The sequence below is a fragment of the Chitinibacter sp. S2-10 genome (genome assembly GCF_046530675.1).
Classification (GTDB): domain Bacteria; phylum Pseudomonadota; class Gammaproteobacteria; order Burkholderiales; family Chitinibacteraceae; genus Chitinibacter.
Genome location: NZ_CP172558.1, coordinates 1,955,897 through 1,977,907, shown reverse-complemented (window position 1 = coordinate 1,977,907; position 22,011 = coordinate 1,955,897). Strand labels below are relative to the sequence as shown.

The 22,011-nt window shown below is 47.4% G+C and carries 16 protein-coding genes and 1 tRNA gene; 4 read left to right on the top strand and 13 right to left on the bottom strand.

From position 1 onward, the window contains the following. Positions 1–43: 43 nt before the first annotated feature. Positions 44–544, bottom strand: coding sequence for a hypothetical protein (locus tag ACG2XO_RS09390; RefSeq protein ID WP_410497720.1), 501 nt, complete (start codon positions 542–544; stop codon positions 44–46). A gap of 181 nt (positions 545–725) precedes the next feature. On the opposite strand from ACG2XO_RS09390, the gene ACG2XO_RS09385 reads away from it, so the two are divergent. Next, positions 726–810 (top strand) — tRNA-Leu (locus ACG2XO_RS09385). Between the two features lie 400 nt (positions 811–1,210). On the opposite strand, the gene ACG2XO_RS09380 is transcribed toward ACG2XO_RS09385, so the two are convergent. Next, positions 1,211–2,425 (bottom strand): toxin-antitoxin system YwqK family antitoxin, encoded by a 1,215-nt coding sequence (locus ACG2XO_RS09380; RefSeq protein WP_410497719.1) that lies wholly within the window; start codon positions 2,423–2,425, stop codon positions 1,211–1,213. A 234-nt stretch (positions 2,426–2,659) separates the two neighbouring features. Then, positions 2,660–3,562: a GTPase family protein gene (locus ACG2XO_RS09375; RefSeq protein WP_410497717.1), complete on the bottom strand. Its 903-nt coding sequence runs from the start codon at positions 3,560–3,562 to the stop codon at positions 2,660–2,662. A gap of 180 nt (positions 3,563–3,742) precedes the next feature. Between ACG2XO_RS09375 and ACG2XO_RS09370 the strand changes: the two genes are divergently transcribed. Next, on the top strand, positions 3,743–4,087 hold the full coding sequence (locus ACG2XO_RS09370) for a helix-turn-helix domain-containing protein (protein ID WP_410497716.1): 345 nt from the start codon (positions 3,743–3,745) through the stop codon (positions 4,085–4,087). Here ACG2XO_RS09370 and ACG2XO_RS09365 read toward each other — a convergent pair. Both ACG2XO_RS09365 and ACG2XO_RS09360 read right to left on the bottom strand, forming a co-directional pair. Beyond that, positions 4,084–5,025: a hypothetical protein gene (locus tag ACG2XO_RS09365; RefSeq protein WP_410497715.1), complete on the bottom strand. Its 942-nt coding sequence runs from the start codon at positions 5,023–5,025 to the stop codon at positions 4,084–4,086. The two genes, ACG2XO_RS09370 and ACG2XO_RS09365, sit on opposite strands and share 4 nt — an antisense overlap. Beyond that, positions 5,022–6,020 (bottom strand): YqaJ viral recombinase family protein, encoded by a 999-nt coding sequence (locus ACG2XO_RS09360; protein WP_410497714.1) that lies wholly within the window; start codon positions 6,018–6,020, stop codon positions 5,022–5,024. Before ACG2XO_RS09360 ends, ACG2XO_RS09365 begins: the two co-directional genes overlap by 4 nt. 364 nt (positions 6,021–6,384) lie before the next feature. Between ACG2XO_RS09360 and ACG2XO_RS09355 the strand changes: the two genes are divergently transcribed. Continuing rightward, positions 6,385–8,346: an AAA family ATPase gene (locus ACG2XO_RS09355; RefSeq protein WP_410497713.1), complete on the top strand. Its 1,962-nt coding sequence runs from the start codon at positions 6,385–6,387 to the stop codon at positions 8,344–8,346. Between the two features lie 181 nt (positions 8,347–8,527). Here ACG2XO_RS09355 and ACG2XO_RS09350 read toward each other — a convergent pair whose 3' ends face one another. After that, positions 8,528–9,481, bottom strand: coding sequence for a DUF932 domain-containing protein (locus ACG2XO_RS09350; RefSeq protein ID WP_410497712.1), 954 nt, complete (start codon positions 9,479–9,481; stop codon positions 8,528–8,530). Between the two features lie 411 nt (positions 9,482–9,892). On the opposite strand from ACG2XO_RS09350, the gene ACG2XO_RS09345 reads away from it, so the two are divergent. Beyond that, positions 9,893–10,522 carry an inovirus-type Gp2 protein gene (locus tag ACG2XO_RS09345; protein WP_410497711.1) on the top strand — a complete coding sequence of 210 codons (630 nt, stop codon included), beginning with the start codon at positions 9,893–9,895 and terminating at the stop codon, positions 10,520–10,522. Positions 10,523–10,659: 137 nt separating this feature from the next. Here the strand turns inward: ACG2XO_RS09345 and ACG2XO_RS09340 are convergent, their stop codons facing one another. The 7 genes from ACG2XO_RS09340 to ACG2XO_RS09310 all read right to left on the bottom strand — a co-directional run bounded on the left by ACG2XO_RS09340 (position 10,660) and on the right by ACG2XO_RS09310 (position 21,908). After that, positions 10,660–12,141, bottom strand: coding sequence for a YfjI family protein (locus ACG2XO_RS09340; protein ID WP_410497710.1), 1,482 nt, complete (start codon positions 12,139–12,141; stop codon positions 10,660–10,662). Then, positions 12,138–12,410 (bottom strand): helix-turn-helix transcriptional regulator, encoded by a 273-nt coding sequence (locus ACG2XO_RS09335; protein ID WP_410497709.1) that lies wholly within the window; start codon positions 12,408–12,410, stop codon positions 12,138–12,140. The genes ACG2XO_RS09340 and ACG2XO_RS09335 overlap by 4 nt, the downstream gene beginning before the upstream one ends. 97 nt (positions 12,411–12,507) lie before the next feature. After that, entirely contained in the window at positions 12,508–13,233 is a 726-nt protein-coding gene (locus ACG2XO_RS09330) for a hypothetical protein (protein ID WP_410497708.1), read from the bottom strand. Positions 13,234–13,320: 87 nt separating this feature from the next. Next, a complete protein-coding gene (locus ACG2XO_RS09325; protein ID WP_410497707.1) occupies positions 13,321–14,232 on the bottom strand; it encodes a DUF5655 domain-containing protein in 912 nt (303 codons plus the stop codon). Positions 14,233–14,267: 35 nt separating this feature from the next. Beyond that, positions 14,268–17,033 (bottom strand): DEAD/DEAH box helicase family protein, encoded by a 2,766-nt coding sequence (locus ACG2XO_RS09320; protein WP_410497706.1) that lies wholly within the window; start codon positions 17,031–17,033, stop codon positions 14,268–14,270. A 22-nt stretch (positions 17,034–17,055) separates the two neighbouring features. Continuing rightward, a complete protein-coding gene (locus tag ACG2XO_RS09315) occupies positions 17,056–19,014 on the bottom strand; it encodes a site-specific DNA-methyltransferase (RefSeq protein WP_410497705.1) in 1,959 nt (652 codons plus the stop codon). Between the two features lie 32 nt (positions 19,015–19,046). Continuing rightward, the gene (locus ACG2XO_RS09310; RefSeq protein WP_410497704.1) at positions 19,047–21,908 is read right to left on the bottom strand and encodes an SNF2-related protein; all 2,862 of its coding nucleotides are present in this window, start codon (positions 21,906–21,908) and stop codon (positions 19,047–19,049) included. Positions 21,909–22,011 lie beyond the last annotated feature (103 nt).

Genomic DNA, 22,011 nt, shown 5'->3' with positions numbered 1-22,011 from the left:
ATCCTCGCTTCTCGAGTGGGCGCATCATCAATCTGCAGTATTATTACTCTTCGGCAATATGCAGCTCGATTTCGACGTTCTCTGCCGAATACTGGATCTGCGCCAGCAAAACCGCATCAACGCAATTGGCAAAACGACGCAGAATGATCGAAGACGCCAGCGCAGGGCCCATTTCCGAACGGAACTCCTTCACATACTGCAAAGCGCCAACTCGGTCGCTTTCCAGCTCATCCTCGTGATCACTGACAATCTCTTTGATATTTTTGCGAATCTCTTTCACTTCTTTGAACAACTCGCTGGAGATTTCGCACAAATGATTAAACTGATACGACGCATCCACTTTGCTACCCGGAATCAGGCAGCGCGCAACCGCTTTGGAACTTTTCTTCAGCAAGTCGAGCTGCTGGTCATCGAGAACCAATTTGAGCGGAAAGTATTCATCCACCGCCTTGAGCGCCTGACGAATACCATCATTATTGCGCAAAGCCTCTGGCAGTTTTTTACTCGCACGGGCAGTCACGACGAAACGGGATTTATTGTCCATATACAAACTCCAATCAGTGAAAATCCAATCGATAACAGCAGTGTGACGCCGCTTTGCCCCGCTATCAAGCCCGAACCTGCCAATTACGCATTTTTTCAAACAGGGCTAGACAAGGGTCATGGATTTCGTTAATATTCGGCTCCTCTGAATTGCATACCTCATTAGCAATTCATCGTGATGTGCGCGATTGGTGGAATTGGTAGACACGCAGCGTTGAGGTCGCTGTGCCGCAAGGCGTGCGAGTTCGAGTCTCGTGTTGCGCACCATTACTTAGCTTCAGGAAGTCCATAGCAGTCCTAAAAGCCCCGCAAACCCTAGGTTCCGGGGCTTTTTGTTGTCCGGTAGAATCCAGTATGATACCAACAAATCCAGCTTCCATTGTTGGTATCTTTGTTGGTATCAAATTCAGATACCAACAACCTAAATCCCCTACCCTTTCTCCGCCCAATAAAAATCAAATAATCTGAACACAGCCCCCAGTACAATGCCTTCGACCAAGTGTTCACCCCAATTGAAACTTGCCCCTGCTTATCTAAACCAACAAAAAAATAAACTTTCACGCGCCAGGCAGATGACTTCGCCTAGCGCGTGAAAGTGGTCAAGTTAAGTTAATTCCAGCTGCTGCGATGTTTTGCCAGCGATCTACTTGAAAAGTATTGCTGTAGATTATTCACTGACTAAACCAAGTAGCTGGCCATCTTTAAAGTTTTGCTTGAGTACTGCTTTTCCATCCGGGCCATATTCAGTGTAAAGCCCATTCAGTTTGTTGTTTTCATAAGTCGATGTTCGCTCCAATCGACCTTGCTGGTTATAGTCTTTCTGAACGCCATATTTGTTACCTGCCACGTAAGTCACCTCCATGCTCACGCTGCCATTCTCGTTGTAGGATTTGGCAAGCCCTTCCAATTTGCCATTCACAAATGGTTCTTCCGAAACAACGGTGCCATTACCAGAATATGTTTTGCGAATACCATGAAGTATGTCTTTCACATAGGGATCGGTCCTCGCTAAAACAGCTGAAGTGCTATCCCGGTGTAGGTATTCGTAAACTTTGGCGATACCATCCTTGAGCCCATTCTTATACGGCATTTCGGTATAAACACCGGTTGTAATGGTGTGGTCAGAACGAACTCCGTTTTGCAAGCCATCTTTCCACTGGATGTCGGTGACGACTTTGCCTTCGAAGAGCCGTTTTTCGTAGCCTGTCGGTTTGCCGTTGACCCAATTCAGTGCAACCAGCTGGGTTTGCCCATCTTCACTCCAGCCTTTTTCCTCGCCATCTTTTTGACCGTTCACATAATGAATCTGGGCAATCATCGCTTGGTTGCTCGGGTTGTACAGTTCTTGTACGCCCTCAAGCTTATTGTTTTTCCAGTTCAGCTTTTTGGCCATCTGGCGGGTGGAAGGATCGGTGACGATCTGTTCGCCGTTCTTGATCGGTGCTTCAACCGTGGCAATCGCGATGAGACGGGATTTGAGATCGTTAGCAGCCACGGCTACCTCAATATCTCCCTTATCTTCCAGATAGCTCACGTCATAATCCACGTTGATCGAATGCGGTTTGCCGTTGTAGGTGAAGCTGTAGTTGGCTTGGCAGACTACCGCTTTCGGGCTGTCACTTTTGCTGATCGTTTTGATGTCTTCCAGCAAGGGCGTACCTTCAAGCGCCAATTTGACATCTTGATACCAAGCCGCCTTGTCCAGCTCATTGGCGATGACCCTGAGCGCAGTATCTTTCGCGTCCGAGCTATTGCAATCAACGCTTGAAAAACACCCGCTGAACAACAATACGGCAGGCAGACATAGTAAGCCCCGGTATGAACGCAGGTAGTGATTAATTGTCGTCAATGCTGGACGCAAAGCGCCCGATTTAATGGTCATGATGGATTCTCCTGTTTGAACAAAGGGACCGCCAATTGCTTGAATTGGCTGATTGACAAGGGGTTAGGCTGGGAATGCATTTCACGGTTACATGCTTTGTGTGAATTCAATATGTCGCCAATCATCATTTAATGATGTTTTTATGTCAAATTGGTGACAGCAAAAGTTGGGCGTTGGTGTCATTTAAGTAGCAGTCACGGTTGTGCTGAATTTCTCGAAATGGGATGCTGCCGCTCAGTCGATCCAACTACGCAGCCGGTTCAACAGAGTGCGAACTTTGTCGAGTAGCCAGGCTGCGCGTTCTTGCAGCAAATCGCGAATTACGCTGCAAATGCTCGCCCACAACCCGGCTTCGGCTTCTTCCAGTGCCAACGGTGATAAACAGGCAGATTGAGTTTCCCGCGCTATGCCCCAGCGCTTTTCTGCGGGTAGTGCTTTGATGACGGCTTCAATCAAAGTCGCTAGCCCATAGCCAGTGCTTGCCGAGACGGCGCAAACCTGCAACGGCGAAATAGCAAAGCGCTGAACGATCCGTAGCGTTTTGAGCTGAAGGTGGTACAACTGCTGTCCACTGGGACGTTGTCGTTCCCAATCCCATTCCCTGCTCGGTTCGATTTTGTCGAGCTGGTTGATGACGAACAGCACTGGAATGCCATGCTGATCGGTATAAGGTTTGATGATGTGTTGATAAACCTGCTCGTCAGTATGCAGCGCACGATCATCAGCCTTGATCACCCACAGAATCAGATCGAGTTCAGGCAACAACGAAGCGTACAGGCTGGCGTATTCCTTATCGCGAGCAATACTTTCACCCACACCGGGAACATCGATCAGCGAAATGCCTTTGTTGTACCGACAGGCCAAATCGATTTCTTTCGGGTGACGAGTACAGGGATCGACTGCGCTGACTTCAGTCGCTTCCTGTCCAAACAACGCATTGCAGAGTGCCGATTTACCGGCACCCGATTTGCCCATAACGCCAACAGCGGCGGCATAGTTCACCAGTTCATCAATACGTTCGCGCAAGGTATCCAGTTCAAAGTTTGTGAATCGTCCACCGTGCGCACTTAAAAATGCCAGCAGATCATCTAGTCCGCGTGGGTGGTCGGCGCTGGCCTGATGGGATTGGGTCATCATGATTTTTACTCCTGTTGTTTCGAGATCGTGAGATGCAACGATCACTGGATTGGCTTTTTCAAAAAGAAACACGTCAGTGCTACGAAAACCCACAAAACCAACATTAAATAGCGGGTATAGGTTTTTCATGCACTTCTAGTGGTGTGGTGCCTCCTTGATCATTGCGAGTCAGGGGGCGTCATGAACGAACAAGAACAGAAACTCACGCAGCGCATCGGCAAAGCCATTGGCAGCCACCGTCGTCGCATGAAAATGACGCAGGACGCGGTCGCAGCGAAACTGGACGTCACGACAGAATCGGTATCGCGTATGGAACGGGGTGTCGTCACGATGTCCATGACTCGTTTGGCGCAATTGGCTGAACTGTTCCAGTGCGATCCGGCAGACCTGTTACTGGAAAGCAGTGCGCGCCCAAGCGAGCAAGCCCGTCATCTGGCCGAATTGCTGAATGAACTGAATGATCAAGATCGCGAGCTTGTAGTCGAACTGACGACTCGCTTGATCAAGGGACTGCGCGAACGCTAAGCCGTGCGCCGGGCAATCGGCGTAGCCAGAGGTCGGTTACGAGCAGCCGGTTTGGTCGGAGTGGTGGTTTGCGAAGTAACAGGTCTGCTCGATGCCGGTTCTGACGCGGCACCAGAATCAATACCAGATTCACTATCTGGATAAAACTCTTCCAACAACTGCGGAATTTCTTCTTCGCTGTCTTCGAATTGACCGTTCAGCAACAACTGCCGCGCCGCCTGTTCCAGCGCGACCGTATCCAGTCCCGCGTCCTGTTCCCGCAATGCTTCTGCACGAGCAAAGCACACTGCTTCAGCCAGCGTATCGCCATCACGCAAAGTCAGATCGACGTAGTACACCGGTGTCCGATACGATTGCGTGGTGCTCTTGGCGCGCAAACGTAGTATCAGCGGTAAATTCTTGCTGTTGCCACCACTGGCCGCTTCGAAGTATTTCAGGCGAGCTGCCAATGTACGCACCGAGTTGTACCCTGTCGTCCTGAAAATGAAGCTGCCCAGATCGTCTTCCTGTCCTTCGACCCGAACATTCAACCGCCCATATAGCTTGCAGCCTTTGTCTTTACCGAATGGGCAACGCTCGGGGGTGAGGCATGCCACGTCCTCAACGCCTTCGGCGCAAACCCGTTTGGCCGACTCTCCGTCGCCGACGCACAATGGCCGACCGGTTTGCCGGTCAAACGCGCTGAATTCGGCACGCAGATTCAGTTCGCTGTCGTTGAATAACAGACGAATCGGGATTGCCCGTAGCTTGGCATTGCCACAAGCATCCAGCAATGATTGATGCAGCGGGTGCAGTAGCCAGCCGTCCTTGCCTTGCACCTGGCTGGTCAGCGTAAAGCTGTCGTCTTTTTCCGGGACAAATTTGCCGTTTTTTTCGACCAGATGGCCGATGGAAATCCGTCCGATCACGGGCGGGGTAATGGCGAGACCTTTGATCATGATATGGCACCTCCAGAATTGAGCCGATTAGGCTGAATGACAAAACGCCGGGAACCCGGTACGGTTTTACGGTATTGCTGCAACCACTCCGGATGCTCGACCGCGAGGCGGTCGAGATCCGGTGCGGTACGATCTTTGGTGGTTTTCCAACTGATGCGGCCTTCCTGAAATACGGCTGCTGTGGCTGAACCCAGAGCGTTTTGAATCCGCTGACGGATCAGTGCTTCCTGTGCTTCGACTTCGTCCTTTTGGTTGCGCAACTGCAGCAGCTCATGAAACAACTGATTGAATTCAAGCGATTCGGACAAATCGACGGTTTGCCCGTTGTCACGCGGATATAACCATTGCAAAGCTATACCGGCATCGTCCGAACCATCCGGATCGGGTTGAAGATCTTGCATAACATGCTGCCAGAAGCGTTGTTCCAGATAAATCAGATCGGCAATCTTCGCGTCGTCGCGCTCGATTCGGTAAATCCGGAAATCCTGTCCGCCGATCAGCACGGCTACATCCGCCCAGTCATGCCCGGTGACGGCGAGCTGGTGCAACACCTGACATTGATAAGCAATCGGAATACCGTCTTCCCACTGCGGTGCCGAGTGATAACTGGCCGTTTTGATTTCCAGTACACCGTAACCGTCTGAGTGATTCACCACCTCCCGGTCAAGATTGGCAAGCATGAAACGATGCTCTGGATGCCGCAGCACTGCGTTGACGCGCCGAACCTTGCAACCGCAACGCTCGGCATACACATTGGCCAGCACCGGTTCCAACACTGTTCCCCAGATGACGGCGGGTTTATCGGATAGATCATCGGGCTGTTTGCGGTGCGTTTTTTCCAGCCAGAGAGTGAGCGGTGATTTGTACGGCGACAGGCCGACTGCCGCTGCGGCATCGGACGAACCAATGCCCTGCGCGCGTAGTGCCAGCCAATCTTCTCGACTGAGATGAAGTGTGGAGGCCAATCGAATGGCCTGACCGTAGCGTGAAGACATGATGAAACCTCCAAAAACAAAAAAGCCCGGCAGGCGAACCTGACCGGGCTAGGGGTGACGAGAAAATAAGAACAATCAACGACGCTGGCGCATCGTTATGGAGATGCAGTTAATGGTGAGTGGGGCAATCAACGGCTTTGTTGTATCTGGTGCACGTCTAAGGACAGAAAATCGGCCAAAGCAGATTTTTTAGGTAGCGGACTGAGGCATGAAATTGTTTTTTGCATCCAGGCAATCCACTCTTAACAGTACCGCCAAATCCTTTCTTTAAAATTTCTTTTTACCAACATCGTTAGTTGGACTTATTAGATATAAATTGGCATCATACGTATGTTCTTGTTCCGCTGCATCTAAGGGGGGGTATGTGCTGGCACTAGTCAAAGCTCAGGTATGGAAATATAAGTCCATCGAGGATTCGACACCCGTTGAGGTTTCGCCGCATGTCACAGTGCTCGTTGGCAAAAACGAGTCTGGAAAGACCGCCTTCCTAGAAGCCTTACATAAAGCTAGAGCGCTTGAAGCAGTCAAGTACAACTACATTGCGGATTATCCTCGTAAAGATTTGGTGCGCTATCGCCCGTCACATGATGCAGAAAATTACCAAAAAGTAGTCGAACTAACCTTTCGCATCAGCAAGGAACTCGCAGACAAAATCAATAATGAAGTCTTCGGTGGAACTGAAGTTGTGGCATCTGGCACCACCTTTACCCGTAGTAGCACGTTCGGCAACACGCACTCCATTGCCTTTCAGATAGATGAGGGCGTCGCGATCACAGCCCTTAACAAGTCTCTAGGTGATCTTGAGCACAAGGAAGAAGTATTCGCTAATGCTGTGTCATTAACCGATGTCCTGACAAGCATTGAGGAACTTGGTTTACCCGCCGACAGCAAGCTAGCCGCCTTCGCGGCGGAGTGGCGTGGCAAAGCCAAGAGTACTCCAAGTTGGGGGCCAATCGATGGGCACGTTTGGAAGGCTTACTTATCACCTGCACTTCCGAAATTCCTCTATTTTGACGACTACAAACTCTTGGAGGGAAAGATCAACCTTCCATCGCTACAGCAGCGTACAGCGGCAGGTCAAATGACAGATGCTGACGAAACTGCTCAGGGTCTTATTGAGCTTGCAGGGACGACGCTTGAGGAGCTAATAGGTGAAGAAGGCTACGAGTCAGCCAAGGCTAAGTTAGAAGCGATCAGCCTCGACATCACGCACAAAATTTTTGAGTTCTGGAAGCAAAACCAAGACCTTGATGTCGAATTTGACCTTAAGACTGATTCCAAAGATGTGCCCCCATTCAATACCGGAGTTAATCTCTACATCCGTATTAAAAACCGGCGTCATGGCGTAACCGTTCCATTCGACCAGCGAAGCAAAGGCTTCATTTGGTTTTTCAGTTTCTTAGTCTGGTTCGACGCGGTGCAGTCAAGAGCAGAAACTACGGATCAGCTTATTTTGCTCTTGGATGAACCGGGACTGAATTTGCACGCTCTCGCCCAGGCAGATTTTCTGACTTACATCCGAGAGCTGTCAAAACAGCATCAAATCATTTACTCGACGCACTCTCCCTTTATGGTGGACAGTGCGCGCTTAGAGGACGTGCGTGTGGTGGAAGATCGGGTCAAGGAGGGAACCAAAGTCACGGGAGACCTTGCCGGATCATCGGACGAAAGTCTTTTTCCACTACAGGCTGCACTGGGCTATTCAATTGCACAAAACTTGTTCATCGCCAAGAAGAATTTGCTTGTCGAAGGGCCTGCCGATCTTATTGTTTTGCAGCATCTAGCGGCGTTACTGGAGGCAGAAGGCAAGTTGGGATTAGGCGATACGATTCTAGTTCCCGTCGGTGGGCTAGATAAACTAGCCACCTTTGTTGCGTTACTCGGTTCAAACAAGTTGAAGCTTGCTGTGCTACATGATCGTGCGAGCGCACCTCATCAGAAACTGGAAGATCTCATACGACAGAAGCTGATAGAACGTAAGCGTGTACTTGATTTTTCCATGTTCATCGATCCCCAGCCAGCAGAGGCAGACATCGAAGATTTATTACCGCTAAATTTATATATTGATGCATTCAATTTGGCCTACACCAAAGAACTTGCTGGTATTAGAGTTACTGAAGAAGAGCTTGGACAGCATCCTCGTATCGTCGAACGAATTAACCAATGGCTTAAAGCGAAGGGAATTAATTTATTAAAGGATGGCGGATTTAATCATTACCGCGTAGCACAAGCAGTTCTTCCTATGCTATCTGCAACCACCCTTAACCCTGAAGTGCTGGCTCGCTTTGAAGCACTCTTTGCAAAAATTGGGAAATCCTACGAATAGAGTGCCACTAGCACGCACTGAACTGTCCCGAGTCCGACAGACCTCCAAGGCTCACTAGTTTCCGCCAAGGTCGAAAAACCGGCCCCCGCATTTCAACATAACAAGAACCGTCCTACACCAGAACGGTTCTTGTTTTTCTGCCAAGCCTCGCAGGGAAAGGAAGCAACTAACTACCGAACAATCACTGCAATAGCAACAATGCTTGATTCAAGGCCTTGCCTTTCAGTTGCGCGCCTTGTCCAAACCACGCCGAATCCAGCCGGTAATCCTGATTGCGTGCACGACGCTGGTGATCGACATATTCCGTCACCGCATTGAGTAAACCCCAGGCCGTACCACGTGAACCCGGCAGCAACGCCCCCATGCCTGCGCCACTGTACAAGGCTGTGAGCTGCTGCATCGCACGCGAAGCGGGTGTGCCTTCCATGTCCAGCACCTGTTCATCCAATACATCGCCAAAGAACTGCGTCGCTTCGATAGCCGAAATCGGACGCTGCGTCAGCGCCTTTATATTTGCAATAAACACTTCCCAGCCAGACAAACCAATACCCAGCGCATCCTTGACCGACGCCGGATCGAACTTGATCGAATGCGGCACTTTGACTGCGCCAGATGAATCGCCGACGGCCATTTGCAAGGTGTTGTTGCACACCACCCGCACCGAAGTGAATTGCGCCGTGGTACACATTGATCCGTCGCAACTGGTGGCCAGCAACAAATAGGCTTTGACCCGATCACCGCCCTTGAGCAGAGTTTCTTGGCCGGTGCGTGCCAGCGCCCACAGTTTGCGACCACCTTTCAGTACGCCAGCCGTTTCCAGCTCAAACCCGCCAGCCTCGACCAAATCCTTATAAAAATGCAGAACTTCAGATGGCTGCACCACCTGATAGCGATTCGATACCACCGACAAGGGAGCCAGCGTATCCGAGCGATACAGCACTTTGGAGTCGGTATGCGCGCGAATATGCATGCCGGTCGGCGACACATTGAACAAAACATCGCTCTGATCAATCGACCAGTTCATTCCGGCCTCATGCAACCAAACATTCAACGGTTGCTGTTCCGACAAATGATTACCGAGGCCATGCCACGGAGTTTCACGAACAAAAGCCATAGATTCGACGAGATGGGACATTTGAGTTCTCCAGAAAATAAAAAGCCTTGGTCAGTTAAACCAAGGCGCTAAGAAATGAAAAAGACACCCATACCAAAAACTATTCGTGGCTAGGGTTCATCATGGTGATATGTGTCTGAATTATTTTTGAACGCTTGCATTTAATTTTTACAGAAATAACTCGTATATTATGCAGAGAATAAAAACACAGAAAAACACCGACAATTCTTTTAGATATCGATTGATTTACGAGCGTTTAGTATTTCTATGCCGCGGGTATTTTATTATTCTATTTGTTTAATTTATTTTATTAACCATACTCTGTTTATATATTGGCTTATTGTTAGCATGCATTCAATCACTAGCAATTTACTTGATAGAAAAATAACTTACCTCATAACAAACAACTCATTACCCAATCCGAGGAAAATCATGAACGCATACAACACACAACCAACCTTTCATAGCAATCCAAGTTGGACTATTGACAGCCAACACAACATGGATAGCGCGAGTGAATACATCGATTATTTATTCAAAAAGGCCAGAATGTTGGTAGTCAGGGTTGATCTGTCTTTTTCATATGGCCATATCGCTCAATACGAAGCTGAACATGCACGCGATGCATTTCAGCGTTTTCTGAACAACATTAAACAAACTTGGCTCAATAACCATAGGCTTGGTTACATGTGGGCGATGGAATGTGGCGATCAACGTGGCTTTCATTTTCACTGTCTGTTCTTTTACGACGAGGTCGAGCGGCAACAGGCATTAACGCTAGGGCATGGACTAGGGAAATACTGGATGAACAATATCAATGGTGGCTATGGCGAGTATTACTGCAGCAACCGGGATGAAGCCGTCTTTGCAGAGGCCGGTACATTGGGCATTGGCAAGATTCACCGGAATGATGGGCTAGGCAGGCAGAACCTGCTCAGGGTCGTGAGTTATCTGGTCAAGGAAAGCGAAGAAACCAAGCTAAGGCTTCCTGACAGTTTTCGCCGATTCAGAACGTTTGGGAGGGGGGAAATGTCTAACAAGATTAATTCGCACCAAATTTAGGGTATTAAGTTTATCTACGAAAAACGTAGGTAGTGTAGTTCCCCCTAAAGGGCATTGTAACTGCTATTCCTGCTACTAATAGCAGGAATAGCATATTGAAGTATGAATATATTGATATTTCTCTTCTCCCTTACACATTAGTCTCGCGACTTGAAGGCCTCAATTGCGGCCAACCAATGTGGATGATCAAATTGCAGCCAAGGCAGCAAATCAACAAAAGTAGTTTTACCATTCGAAAAAAAAGTAATACGTTGGCATTTCACAAGTTGGCTCAATGCAAGGTTCAATCGATTTTTCTCTCGCAAGTGGTTTGGGCAATGTTGACGGATAAAATTCTTGCGAATATAACGCCAACCATTCATTACTCCATTGTGTTGTCCGCCACGCAGCCAGAACTCAAGATCAAAAGCATCACTCTCTTCTTGAGGTGGTTTAGCAGGGGGAACAAATAAACGAACAAATTCATCTTCATACCAACGAATAACAGCACTTGCTGCTTGAATGCTCTCTAAATTGATATCCCCTTCATGACCTTCAAAGAAATGAAAGATTGCGGCAAGCCTTGCCATGTTATCTGCTGATTTTGCAGCATGTTCCTTAGTTAATACTAAAGAGCCTCCAGGACTAACTTCTTTTTCAAAAGCATTGTATTCACTAATCCAGAATTGCTGAGCTTCAGTAGTAAATTGTAGTGTGATTCGTTTGCTAGCATCCAGATCAGCTGCTTGGCTTTGTTCAAGAAGTTCTCGCACACGCTGATGAAACTTTGGCAAATGCTCCCAAGATTGCGTAGGGTTGTGGATAAAACGTGTGCCTTGTGTGCTTGAAGGAAAGCACACATGAAAACGAGCAAGCAATCCTGAGCCTTTTGCCTCCTCTCCGCGATTACTTAAGAATTTTTGCAAAATTACCGGCTGAAGAAGCAATGAAATACTAAGTCGAGCATCACGTAAACGAATAGGCACATCACTTTTACGATCTATGGCTATATCACTTCCATCCCATAATGAGTTGTAAATAGCAAAACTTCGCATTGCTTGCCCATTCAATACCTCATCCGCTTCATTAGAGACAAGCGCAGCAGAAGGCCAATTTTCTTGCATTGATAGAATTAGTGCCTCCTTCGAGGCGTCCGTGTACAAAGTACGATACAAAACTGGTTTAACTGGCTCCATTGCAGCATGAGCTTTAAAAGCTCGTTTTGCTTGTGTTTTTTCTTCGTCATTCAACGTAGTGCGCGCAAGTTGTTTAGCCAAGCCATTGCGCTCAATTTCCCAAGCTTGGTATTCGATCAAATATTCCTTATAGAGTGTTTCATACTTAATTTGTGCTTCTGATTCATACTCAGTAAATGGCCTCATAAACAAATTATCAATTGCGGTTTTACGTTCACCAGACTCCGCAACTGTTAGAAAGTATTGTGTGCATGGTGAATTTAATTCTGCTAAACGACGAACATCAATCAAATGTTGACAGCATAATGTCATTGCAAGTAGTGCCGAAGAAAAAGGCAAGGCTTCTGGCGATTGCATATTTGTCACAGCTTCCCAAGCTGCATCACGCGCTAAAGATGGCAATACATGGATTGGAGGTTTTGGCTGAAAGTTAGATTCAATCAATTCGCACCTCCGCCGACAACAGAGTTCAAAGCCGAAGTACGTTCAAGCATGCGTGCTTCAATCCAGCTCTGTAGCTCTTGGAGGATATAGCCACGCGCACGCGCACCAAGTTTTACGGACTTTGGAAAGGTGGGGTCGTAGAGATGGTCATTAATTTTTTGCTTGGCATAAAAAACTGAACGAGGGAGTCCAGTAATTCTTTGCGCCTCAGCTGGGCGCACAATCTGCAATGGGATACTGCCACTGACAGCGCTAAGCGGCATGGACATAAAGGTTTCCTTCTAAACAGTGTCGGACAATTCCGAACACAGTGAGAAGCATAAAACCTACCGCCGCTGCAGTGATTTGCTGTGCTAAAAAGAAATTTTATCGTTCACCAAACCATCCTTCCCTGTCTGGATGATTACGAATCCACTCCAAAACCGTGCTTTCTTCTGCATCTAACTTGAGTGGATTTTGATTATAGTGCGATGATTTTATTAGCTCAGGAGTAATAATCCTTGCCGCATCTTTCATAGTGCTCCAAGTTTTCCCAATACGCTTGTAATAATCGAGGCGGGCAAAGACAAATTGTTTGTGTTCCTCATAGTTGGCGGCCTTACTATCCCCTCCTTTTTTTTGTGCTGCTTTCGTTCTTTTTTTTACTGCCGCCAAATAATGATGTTCGCTATCACCAAAAAGGAATGACCCCTTTAATATTGCAACCCATGTCATCGAATACACCAAATAACTCCACTGAAGATCTCTGGAATTATAGCGCTTCATTTTTGCAGCCAAAATAAACTCTTTAATTTTTAGAAAAAAATCAAGTAAATCGTTAGTTGAGTTTATCTGACCTATTGATTCACCAATTAAGCCATAGCTCGCCCCGGACACTATTGAAGAATAGCTTAGTCCAGCCCTACCTAAATTATCAAAAAATTGATTTACTTTATCCGGATTATTGCGAACAAAGCCCTCCACCTCACCAAGACTTGCCTCGCAACAATTAGCAAATTTTAGAATATTTTCATGCCGCTTATCGTCATCGGAGTATTCCGCAATCTCCTTCATTAAAGCTTTGTGATTTTTAATCTCTTCTGGAGTACGCATGCCATCAACCTTTCAACAAGTGAAAAATGAAGTCAATTTTTGTTTTTTTGCTCCATCAAAACCAGTAAAGCCGATAGATGTGCGAAATCAAAGTAGGGATTGATAGGACTGTTCAACCAGCCCCATCACATAGTCCAAGTCATCAATCGCACTCAAATACACGCGCCGATTCATGGTCCAGTTGTAGCCATCTGGGATTTTTTCGATCAACCCACGAGGATCTTGGTAGTCCATCGGGCGAAGATGGATGCGTAATTGATTTTTCTGGACATGAACTTCTGCAAAATTTTTCGACACTCGATACGCCACATAAAGCGTAGTCGCCTTTTCTTCGATAGATTCGTCCCATGCAAGGATCTGTTCTTGCATGGCATCGAAAAGATGGCGGGTTCCTTCGTTCGCTTTACTCCTGAGTAATTTGATACTGGCAATGCAACCATCCATACTCGGCACCTCTTGATCATTCGACACCGGTGCTGTCGAAAGTGCTACGGCCTGAGACTCGGGTACATTCAAGGGTTCTAGGCTAAAAATATCCTGTTCATAAAACCGATGCTTAAAAAGCTCGATCCGCAACGGCACCACTTCGACCGTATCCATGTCGAATTTACTGTAGGATTCGGCAACACAAATTACTCGTGGATTATTCCAGTCCAGAGGGATTGAATCAGCAAGCGACTTTCCAAGCTTGTCAATCATCAGCATTCGGAAAAACTCCGATTTCTGAGCTCTCAACCATTTCAGGTAGGAAAGCGCCTGATTGATTACGTTGTCATTCTTGTTGCGCTTGTACTCGATAATCACAGGCGCACCATTCAAGTCCACTGCCAAGGTATCAATCCGGCCACCAAACGTGGTCGGGTACTCACTAGCCAGAAAATGAAGATCAAGCGCCACCACTAGGTTGTTTTCAACCATCTTTTGCAGCGCCTTTTCTTTGTCGAGTGGCAAAATATTTAGCTTATGGAGTTTGCCAGCAGTATTCTTGAAAATCGCCATTCTCTAATCCACATATCCAAAAATTCAAAGCAAATTCACTTGGCAACCAACTGATCCAGATTTTTCACATCTTTGAAAACCACATCTGGCATCAACTTGAAATGCCCGCGACCGCATTCGATTTTCAGGTTTTCTTTACTTCGCCGCTCCCCCATCACTGTACTGGATTTGGTTTCTGCAACAAAATACACACGGGCATCATCCTCAAACACTACAGCCCAATCAGGGTTGTAAGAGCCCAACGGAGTAGCAATCTGGAATTTTGTCGGTAGCTTGAAGAAAAATTTCACATTGGGATCTATTGAGCAGTCATGTGCAAACTGACTTTCCGGTGTACTTTCACTCAAAACACAAGTAAAAGCATCACCTAAAGCTTGCTTTTGCTCATCAAGTTGCTGCGCCTCTAGCAACGTTTTGCTAACCTGGGTTGTCAATGCATCGCTTACTGGCGGATAGATACTGCTTTGATAAGTCTCGAATTCTCCATCAAAAAGGTTCATTTCGTAGCGACGGCCATTAATCTGGTGATATTCAATTCCCTTGACCAGCAGTTCTTGTAGACAATGCTTAATTGCTGCAATCGCTGTATCCAAAAAGGCCTGTGGATTGATCAAAATTTCCCCCAGACGCCCTGATCCATCCAGAATTGAAAATAGCGTTGAACGAGACAAGTGCACACGATTCTGGATATAAGCATATACGTCGGGAACAACAATTGATTCCATTTTCGATTCCGTGCTGCCCATGCCAGTTTCAACACCATGAACGCCATCAGCGTTCATCACGAGCTTGGCTTTCAGTGCGCGGATCTTCGGCGGTTGTACCTTAGGGTACTGATTCAAATCAGCCAACGCAGCTTTACATTTATCGATCAACTCAGGGGTATCAAGTTTTACGCTATAGCGAGTTTGATAACTGATTTTCTGCCAAATTGCCTTAAACAATGCTTCTTCTTCAGCGCTCAGCACCTTGCGTTTTACGCGAACTTTGGCGCGAGCATTTTTCACTCGGTTTTCAAAACTAACCCCTGTTTCATCTTCAATCTCGGTCTGCAGCGCTTTGGCGAATGCTTCATAGCTTTCATTCGGAATCACGGTTAATACATTCACCCGTTTATCTAGAACTCGCTCTCCTTTTTGATTCACGCACAAACGCAAACCACGACCAATTTCCTGACGTTTTTTTAATGCGCTATGACTTTCATTCAAGGTACAAATCTGGAATACGTTCGGATTGTCCCAACCTTCTCTTAGGGCCGAATGGCTAAAGATGAACTGCAAAGGCTCATCATTACTCAGCAGCCTTTCCTTTTCTTTCATAATTAATGAGTAGGCACTACCTTCAGCATCCGCCTTTGAAGTTCCAGATTTAATCTTAAACTCTTCAAATGGAGTATGGATTTTCCTGTCCCCAGAAAAGTACCCGTTATGCACCTTATTGGCAGCGTGAGGAATCAAATCTTTGTAGTGAGATTTGCTGGCATATCTATTGAAAGCCTCTTCAAACCACTCAGCAAATTTGCCCGGGACTGGATTACCCTCCTTATCAAAAGAGCGATAATTAGCCACTTTGTCGATGAAAAACAGGCTAAGTACCTTTACACCAATATCCTGCAGATTTTTCAGTTTGGCAAAGTGGGCGGCTACGGTGCGCTCAATCTGGAAGCGCATTACATCCTCTTCCAGCCCGCCTTGCTGCTCGTGCAGAGTCAACACACGCCCGCCAGAAAACTCAATTTCGCCATCTTCAGCACGGATTTCATTGAGAATATAACCATCGGCATACACATCACGACCCTTGGATTTGTCGAGCAAATCCTCGCCTAGCTTGAGAGTCACCGCTTTGCGATCAGGGCCATTTTTTCCATTTACATCGATGCAGACCTTGGCTGTAATCCCTTTAGCTTTGGCATCGATGCTGATTAGCTCAATGAATGCCTGATTGTGGCTTGCATCGGCCAGGACACCATCCACTTCAATCTGCTTAACGAGCCCCAGATCATAAGCCTGAACTGGATTCAACGAATACAGCAGGTTATAGGGATTTTTGTGGGTAGCGGAATAGCGAAGGGTACACAGCGGGTTCAGCTCCAACAGCGCACGGCGGCGAATGTCCGTCTCGAAGTTTTGTGGCTCATCCACAATCACAATCGGATTGACCGATTTGATGTATTCAATCGGCGCAAAAGCCCGTTCGCCCTTCTGATTAATTTTGTTGCTGTCCTTGGTAAAACTATCAATATTGATTACCAGCACGCTCAAAGCATCGCTTTGGGCAAAGTGTCGCAAGTCTCCGAGCTTGCCGCTGTCAAACAGCATCGGCACACAAGGTACATTGGCATAATCAGCGGCAAAGTGTTCGCGCGTGATCTGCAGATTTTTCATCGTGCCTTCGCGAATTGCGACGCTCGGTACGACCACCACAAACTTCTTGAACCCGTACACCTTGTTCAATTCGTACATGGTTTTGATAAAGGTGTAGGTCTTACCAGTGCCCGTTTCCATTTCTAGCGTAAAGTTCAGCGGGCAAAAAACCTCCTGACCATTGTCAGAGCGGGAAGCCTCCAGTTCTGCCGATTCCGCAACACCGTTGGCTTTCTGTACCTTCTGCACATTGGCAAGCAAGGCTTCATCAGATAGCTTGAGTGCATTACCAATGCTGCCATCGTTGGCGTATTCCACGCTGGCATTCTGGCTAGCCAGTGAGAAATCAGAATTTGCCAAAGGTTGGCCATCGAACACCTGGACCACAGCATCGACTGCGCGCTTTTGGTAATCCTGGTGGGTAAACTGAAGTTTCATAGATTGTGTCATGTCGGCAACCTCAAATCACGGTCAAACCAATATCGAGGCCTGCCAGCTCTAACTGTAAGTTAGAAAGTAATTCATCTGCATTATCACCGACAAAACACGAGTTCAACAAAATCACCTGTGCGGGCTTTGCTTTTACAATTTCATCCTTCAAGGCGGCTGTATAGGGCTCAAAACATAGCCACAGTTGCTTATCATCGTTTAGCAGCACACGATGAACTGTGACACCAGCCAGCGAAACTGGCTTGCTGATAGCATGCACGCCCAGCGCTCCTAGGCCGTGCTTCAGCAGCAATTCAGCTAGCATGGCCGTTTGGGCATCCGCCGCTTGCGGCGCATGCCCGGTCTTCTCCGCACTCTGGAACAAACTGAGTTGTTCACGAACCGCGGCTTCATCATTCACATCGCCACGCCACACCTTGAAATTGGAAGGTGCTAGTGTGAACTGTGCGCAAGCCAAATCTGCCGTTTTATCAGGGAAATTAGTCTTGAGTTTGTCTATGACTTTGTCAATTCGTGTGCGGGTAATGTCGGCTATAGTGCGATAACCGGCCTTGTATGCCTCACTATCTTCTTCAAGTAGCTCAGGCATTTGTATGCAAATGCATTCTCTATTACCGCCATCTTCAATATTCAACTCCATGACGGCTTGAGCTGTTGTGCCACTACCGGAGAAAAAATCAAGCACAATTGCATCTGCGTCCCAGTGGGTCGCAGAGGCAACAAGGTGTTTTACGAAATTTACTGGCTTAGGGTAGCTCATTACTCCTTCGATGTTCATTAGCGACTCTAACTGCTCTGACCCATCCTCATTAGTTGCTCCCAATGAAACACCATCAATGAATGTAGCTAAACCTTTGTGGGATTGTGGATCGGGGGCTTTAAATGCTCTGACCTGGAAATTAATTGTATTAACAATCAAAACTGCACCATTTACCAATTGATCATCAAGATATTTTTGCCCCCAGACAAATGGCCCCTCCAATGCAAAGCTGGTTTTAATTAAACCAGACTCCACAACCACATCGTTCAATAATTTTACTGAGCTAGTACCCTCACCATAGCTCCCTTTATGGTAAACCCCATCTTTAAGTTTCGTCTTAACCTTGCAAGCAGGAAAATTAAGAACACCTACTGAGTTTGTTCTTTTAATCAACGGTTGCGACTCGTCTTCATCAGCAACCCCGCCAAACAATCTCACATCTTGACCCTTCCCGTAAACAAGAACCCACTCCGTAATAGAAACCAATTTCTTAGATAAGAAGCTACCCTTTCTTTTTTTAAGCCACGACATTGAACCAATGAAATTCTCACTACCAAAAATTTCATCGCAAATTTGAATTAAATTTGCCACCTCGTGATCATCAATACTTATAAATAAAAGCCCATCATCCCTCAACAAATTACGAGCCAAATACAAACGCGGATACATCATCGATAACCAAGCACTATGGTATTGGCCGCTTTCCTTGCTGTTCTTTTTCCACAGGCTTTGTTTATTCAAATAACCAGCTTCATTTTTCTCGCCCGTGCGCTTCAAGTATTCATCCAGAGTTTCTGAATAGTCGTCAGGATAAACAAAGCTATCATTGCCGGTGTTGTACGGCGGGTCGATGTAAATCATCTTGACCTCGCCATGGTAGGATTTTTGCAGTGCTCGCAGCACTTCGAGGTTTTCACCTTCGATCAGCATGTGCGGTGCTATTGCCGGATTGTTTGCAGTAGGCAGTAGGGTGTGGCTTGTGCTTTTCTGAATTTCGCGTCGTGCAGCAGCTTTGCCTGCCCAAGATAGTTCGTAGTGTTCCGCTGGAGCAATGCTTTCCTGTCCGATCAGTTCTTTTAATTTTTCAATATCAATTTGATTGTCGCTAATCACTTCCGGGGCAGTTTGGCGCAGTAAAGCCAACAGTTCAGCTTGACGCTCGGCTAATGCATTAGGGCTGCATCCCAATTGGGCGGTTTGATTTTCCATAAAGCGTTCCTTATTTCAGATAGTTAAGCGATCTATACCAACTGCCAGCGCAGGGTAAAAAGTGTTTGAGTTTCAGTTTCTTCTTGCATACGTTGATGCAGCGTTTCAATCAGTTCATCGCGCCGAGCTATGATTTCGTCCTCGACATCAAAAACAGCTTGCCGCTGTTTTCGCTGCTGACGCTCTAGCTCACTTAGTTCATTTTGAATACTCGCTTGCTCTTCTAGCGAGCTAGCTTTACGTGCATCTCGCTTCAGTTGTGCAATACGAGCCTTGGTGTCGCGCAATGATTCCTCTGTGGCGAGTAATTTGTCCTCGGCCCATTTTTCCAATTTATCGCGTTCCTCCATGAAGGTGCGCTGGTTTTCTTCAACAAACGCAGCAATTCGCGCCTCAATGCGACGTTGACTGTTGGCCTGCAACATGGAGGGCTCTGACTCAACCAATTTTTTGGGCTCGCTTTTGGCGGAAACCATGAAGAGTTTCTCGCAGCACTCCTGATCGAGCAGCTCGCCATCGTCAGTTAAAGCTGTGAAAATAAGATTTTCAACGGCATCAAGCGTGCTGACAGTGAGTAGATCAAGCCGCAACCAGCCGCTTTTACCAGTTAAATCGCCAATAACAGACAGTTTGGTAGGGTGATCGCTGTAGTTGAAAACTATCTGTGCCGTTGGTGTGGCAGCAGCTCGTGCCTGTTCTACACTCCATTCCCCTAGCACATGATTTAAACGGTAAGCATGGGCAAGCATATCTGCCTGCTTTGCGCCCCGAACCAGTTGGTAACGCCCGACTGGAACATGGCTGAGTGGAGATTGTTGCAGTGAGAAGGCGTAGTTGCTTTCTTCAAAGCGGGCTTGGTTACGCAGAGCATAGCGGGTGGTTTCCCAGAACCAGCGGCCAATACGATCCAGCCGGGCTTCTGCGGCATCAAGTTGAATTTTCAGTCGCTCGTGCACGTCTTCGTCAAAGTGCTCCATAAGCTGACTTTGCGTTTCACGCATTTTTTCAGTGATATCGGCTTCTAGCTCCTGCTGCAAGGCTTTAAATGCGGCTTGAATATCTTCGGGCTGACGGCAGCTATCGTAGATTTGAGCAATACGCCGTTCAAAATCGATACCAGATTCGATACGCCCTAGCACTTCGTCCGATGCGCCAAACACACCGGAAAAAAGCTGGAATTTTTCAGTGAGCAATTCCAGCACACGCTGGTCGGCTTGGTTTCGGGTATTGAGGAAGTTGATCACGACCACGTCATGCTTTTGGCCGTAACGATGACAACGACCAATCCGCTGCTCGACGCGCTGCGGGTTCCATGGCAAATCGTAATTAATGATTAGCGCGCAAAACTGCAAATTCACGCCTTCGGCGGCGGCCTCAGTGGCAATCATGATCTCAGCTTGATCGCGGAATTGATCAATCAATGCAGTGCGGCGATCTACTTGAGGTGAACCGGTAACCCGATCAGTGCCTTTGTATTGTTCAAACCAATTTTTGTAAATAGCAGTGGATTCCTCCCCGCTATTGGTGCCGCTAAAAGTAACAATCTTCCCAGCGTAACCATGGGCTGCCAAATAACGGGCCAGATATTCTTGCGTGCGCTTGGACTCAGTAAAAACAATTGATTTTCGTGGGCCTTTAAGCTCGGCCATCTTAGCAAAGCCGATTTCGAGCCCTTTGAGCAGGGCTTGTGCTTTGGTGTCGGTGTTTAGCGCAGATGCACGATCGATAAAGCTATCGATCTCGGCAATTTCTGCACGCAGGGCCGATACGTCGATGATGTCTTCGTTCGAGGATTCTGCATCATCTGCCAGTTCTTGTTCGTCCAGATACTCGTCTTCCAAGTCTTCATCTTCAATCAGCTTGGCGATGAACTCGGGGTCTTCCGCCAACCCATCCAGTTTGCGCTGCAGGCGTTCGCGGATGGTTTGTAGCGTTCCCAGAATCGCGTGGGCACTGGAAGCCAGCAATTTGCGCAGAATCAGGCCAGTCAGGTGGCGCTGCCGCTTGGGCAAGGCGAAGGAATGTTCACGCTGCAGGAAGGTGGAAATGACTTCGTATAGACGATGTTCATCATCAGTCGGGTTAAAAGGCTGGGTAATAGCACGACGTTCGGTATAACGCACATATTCGAGTACCTGTTTGCGCAGTGTACGTTTTGCAAATCCAGCAATTCGCTGTCGCAAACCATCAGGATCTCCTGATCCATTCATAAACTGTTTACGAAATGCGACCTCATCGCCAAACAGATGCTCATCCAGAAGCGTGGATAGCCCATACAACTCCATTAAGGAATTCTGTAATGGTGTAGCTGTTAGGAGTAATTTGCGACGACCATTGAATGCAACTTTTAACGCCTGGCCGATACGGTTGCTAGTGCGGTGGGCATTGCGTAGCTTATGGGCCTCGTCTATCACCACCAAGTCCCAAGGCAGAGCAACTAACTGATCGGCAAGCTTCGCGGCAAACGGATAGGAAAGGATCATAATGCGCTTGCCGCAAAACTGCTCCAGTGCACGGGCAGGTGTTAGTCCTGTCTTACGGATAGCAGCCGCATCGATCACGATGCTAGGAAGCGCAAATTTATCAGCCAGCTCCTGCGACCACTGCTTACGCAGGCTTGCTGGACAAATAATAATCAGGCGACGACGACGCTCAGCCCAATACTGGCAAAGCACTAGTGCCGCTTCAATCGTTTTACCCAAACCGACTTCATCTGCCAGCAAAACTCCTTGCTGCAATGGATTACGCAACGCAAAAAGGGCTGCGTCAATTTGATGGGGGTTCAAATCGACTGTGGCATCGAATAATGATTGTGATAAACGATCAACACTGTTTGCCGAATGGCGGCAGGTTAACTCGTGTGCGTAGTATTTAGCATGGTAAGCAGTAATCATTGACTAACTTCTAATCCAATATATCCAGGGGCAAGTAGTTTGCTTTCCACGTTATGTAAAACGACAAAATTACTCAACCACAAACGACAAGCCTTTTCATGCA

Coding starts and splice junctions, on each gene's coding strand:
- ACG2XO_RS09390 (WP_410497720.1), bottom strand. CDS start 544: ATGGACAATAAATCCCGTTTCGTCGTGACTGCCCGTGCGAGTAAAAAA.
- ACG2XO_RS09380 (WP_410497719.1), bottom strand. CDS start 2,425: ATGACCATTAAATCGGGCGCTTTGCGTCCAGCATTGACGACAATTAAT.
- ACG2XO_RS09375 (WP_410497717.1), bottom strand. CDS start 3,562: ATGATGACCCAATCCCATCAGGCCAGCGCCGACCACCCACGCGGACTA.
- ACG2XO_RS09370 (WP_410497716.1), top strand. CDS start 3,743: ATGAACGAACAAGAACAGAAACTCACGCAGCGCATCGGCAAAGCCATT.
- ACG2XO_RS09365 (WP_410497715.1), bottom strand. CDS start 5,025: ATGATCAAAGGTCTCGCCATTACCCCGCCCGTGATCGGACGGATTTCC.
- ACG2XO_RS09360 (WP_410497714.1), bottom strand. CDS start 6,020: ATGTCTTCACGCTACGGTCAGGCCATTCGATTGGCCTCCACACTTCAT.
- ACG2XO_RS09350 (WP_410497712.1), bottom strand. CDS start 9,481: ATGTCCCATCTCGTCGAATCTATGGCTTTTGTTCGTGAAACTCCGTGG.
- ACG2XO_RS09345 (WP_410497711.1), top strand. CDS start 9,893: ATGAACGCATACAACACACAACCAACCTTTCATAGCAATCCAAGTTGG.
- ACG2XO_RS09335 (WP_410497709.1), bottom strand. CDS start 12,410: ATGTCCATGCCGCTTAGCGCTGTCAGTGGCAGTATCCCATTGCAGATT.
- ACG2XO_RS09330 (WP_410497708.1), bottom strand. CDS start 13,233: ATGCGTACTCCAGAAGAGATTAAAAATCACAAAGCTTTAATGAAGGAG.
- ACG2XO_RS09325 (WP_410497707.1), bottom strand. CDS start 14,232: ATGGCGATTTTCAAGAATACTGCTGGCAAACTCCATAAGCTAAATATT.
- ACG2XO_RS09320 (WP_410497706.1), bottom strand. CDS start 17,033: ATGAAACTTCAGTTTACCCACCAGGATTACCAAAAGCGCGCAGTCGAT.
- ACG2XO_RS09315 (WP_410497705.1), bottom strand. CDS start 19,014: ATGGAAAATCAAACCGCCCAATTGGGATGCAGCCCTAATGCATTAGCC.
- ACG2XO_RS09310 (WP_410497704.1), bottom strand. CDS start 21,908: ATGATTACTGCTTACCATGCTAAATACTACGCACACGAGTTAACCTGC.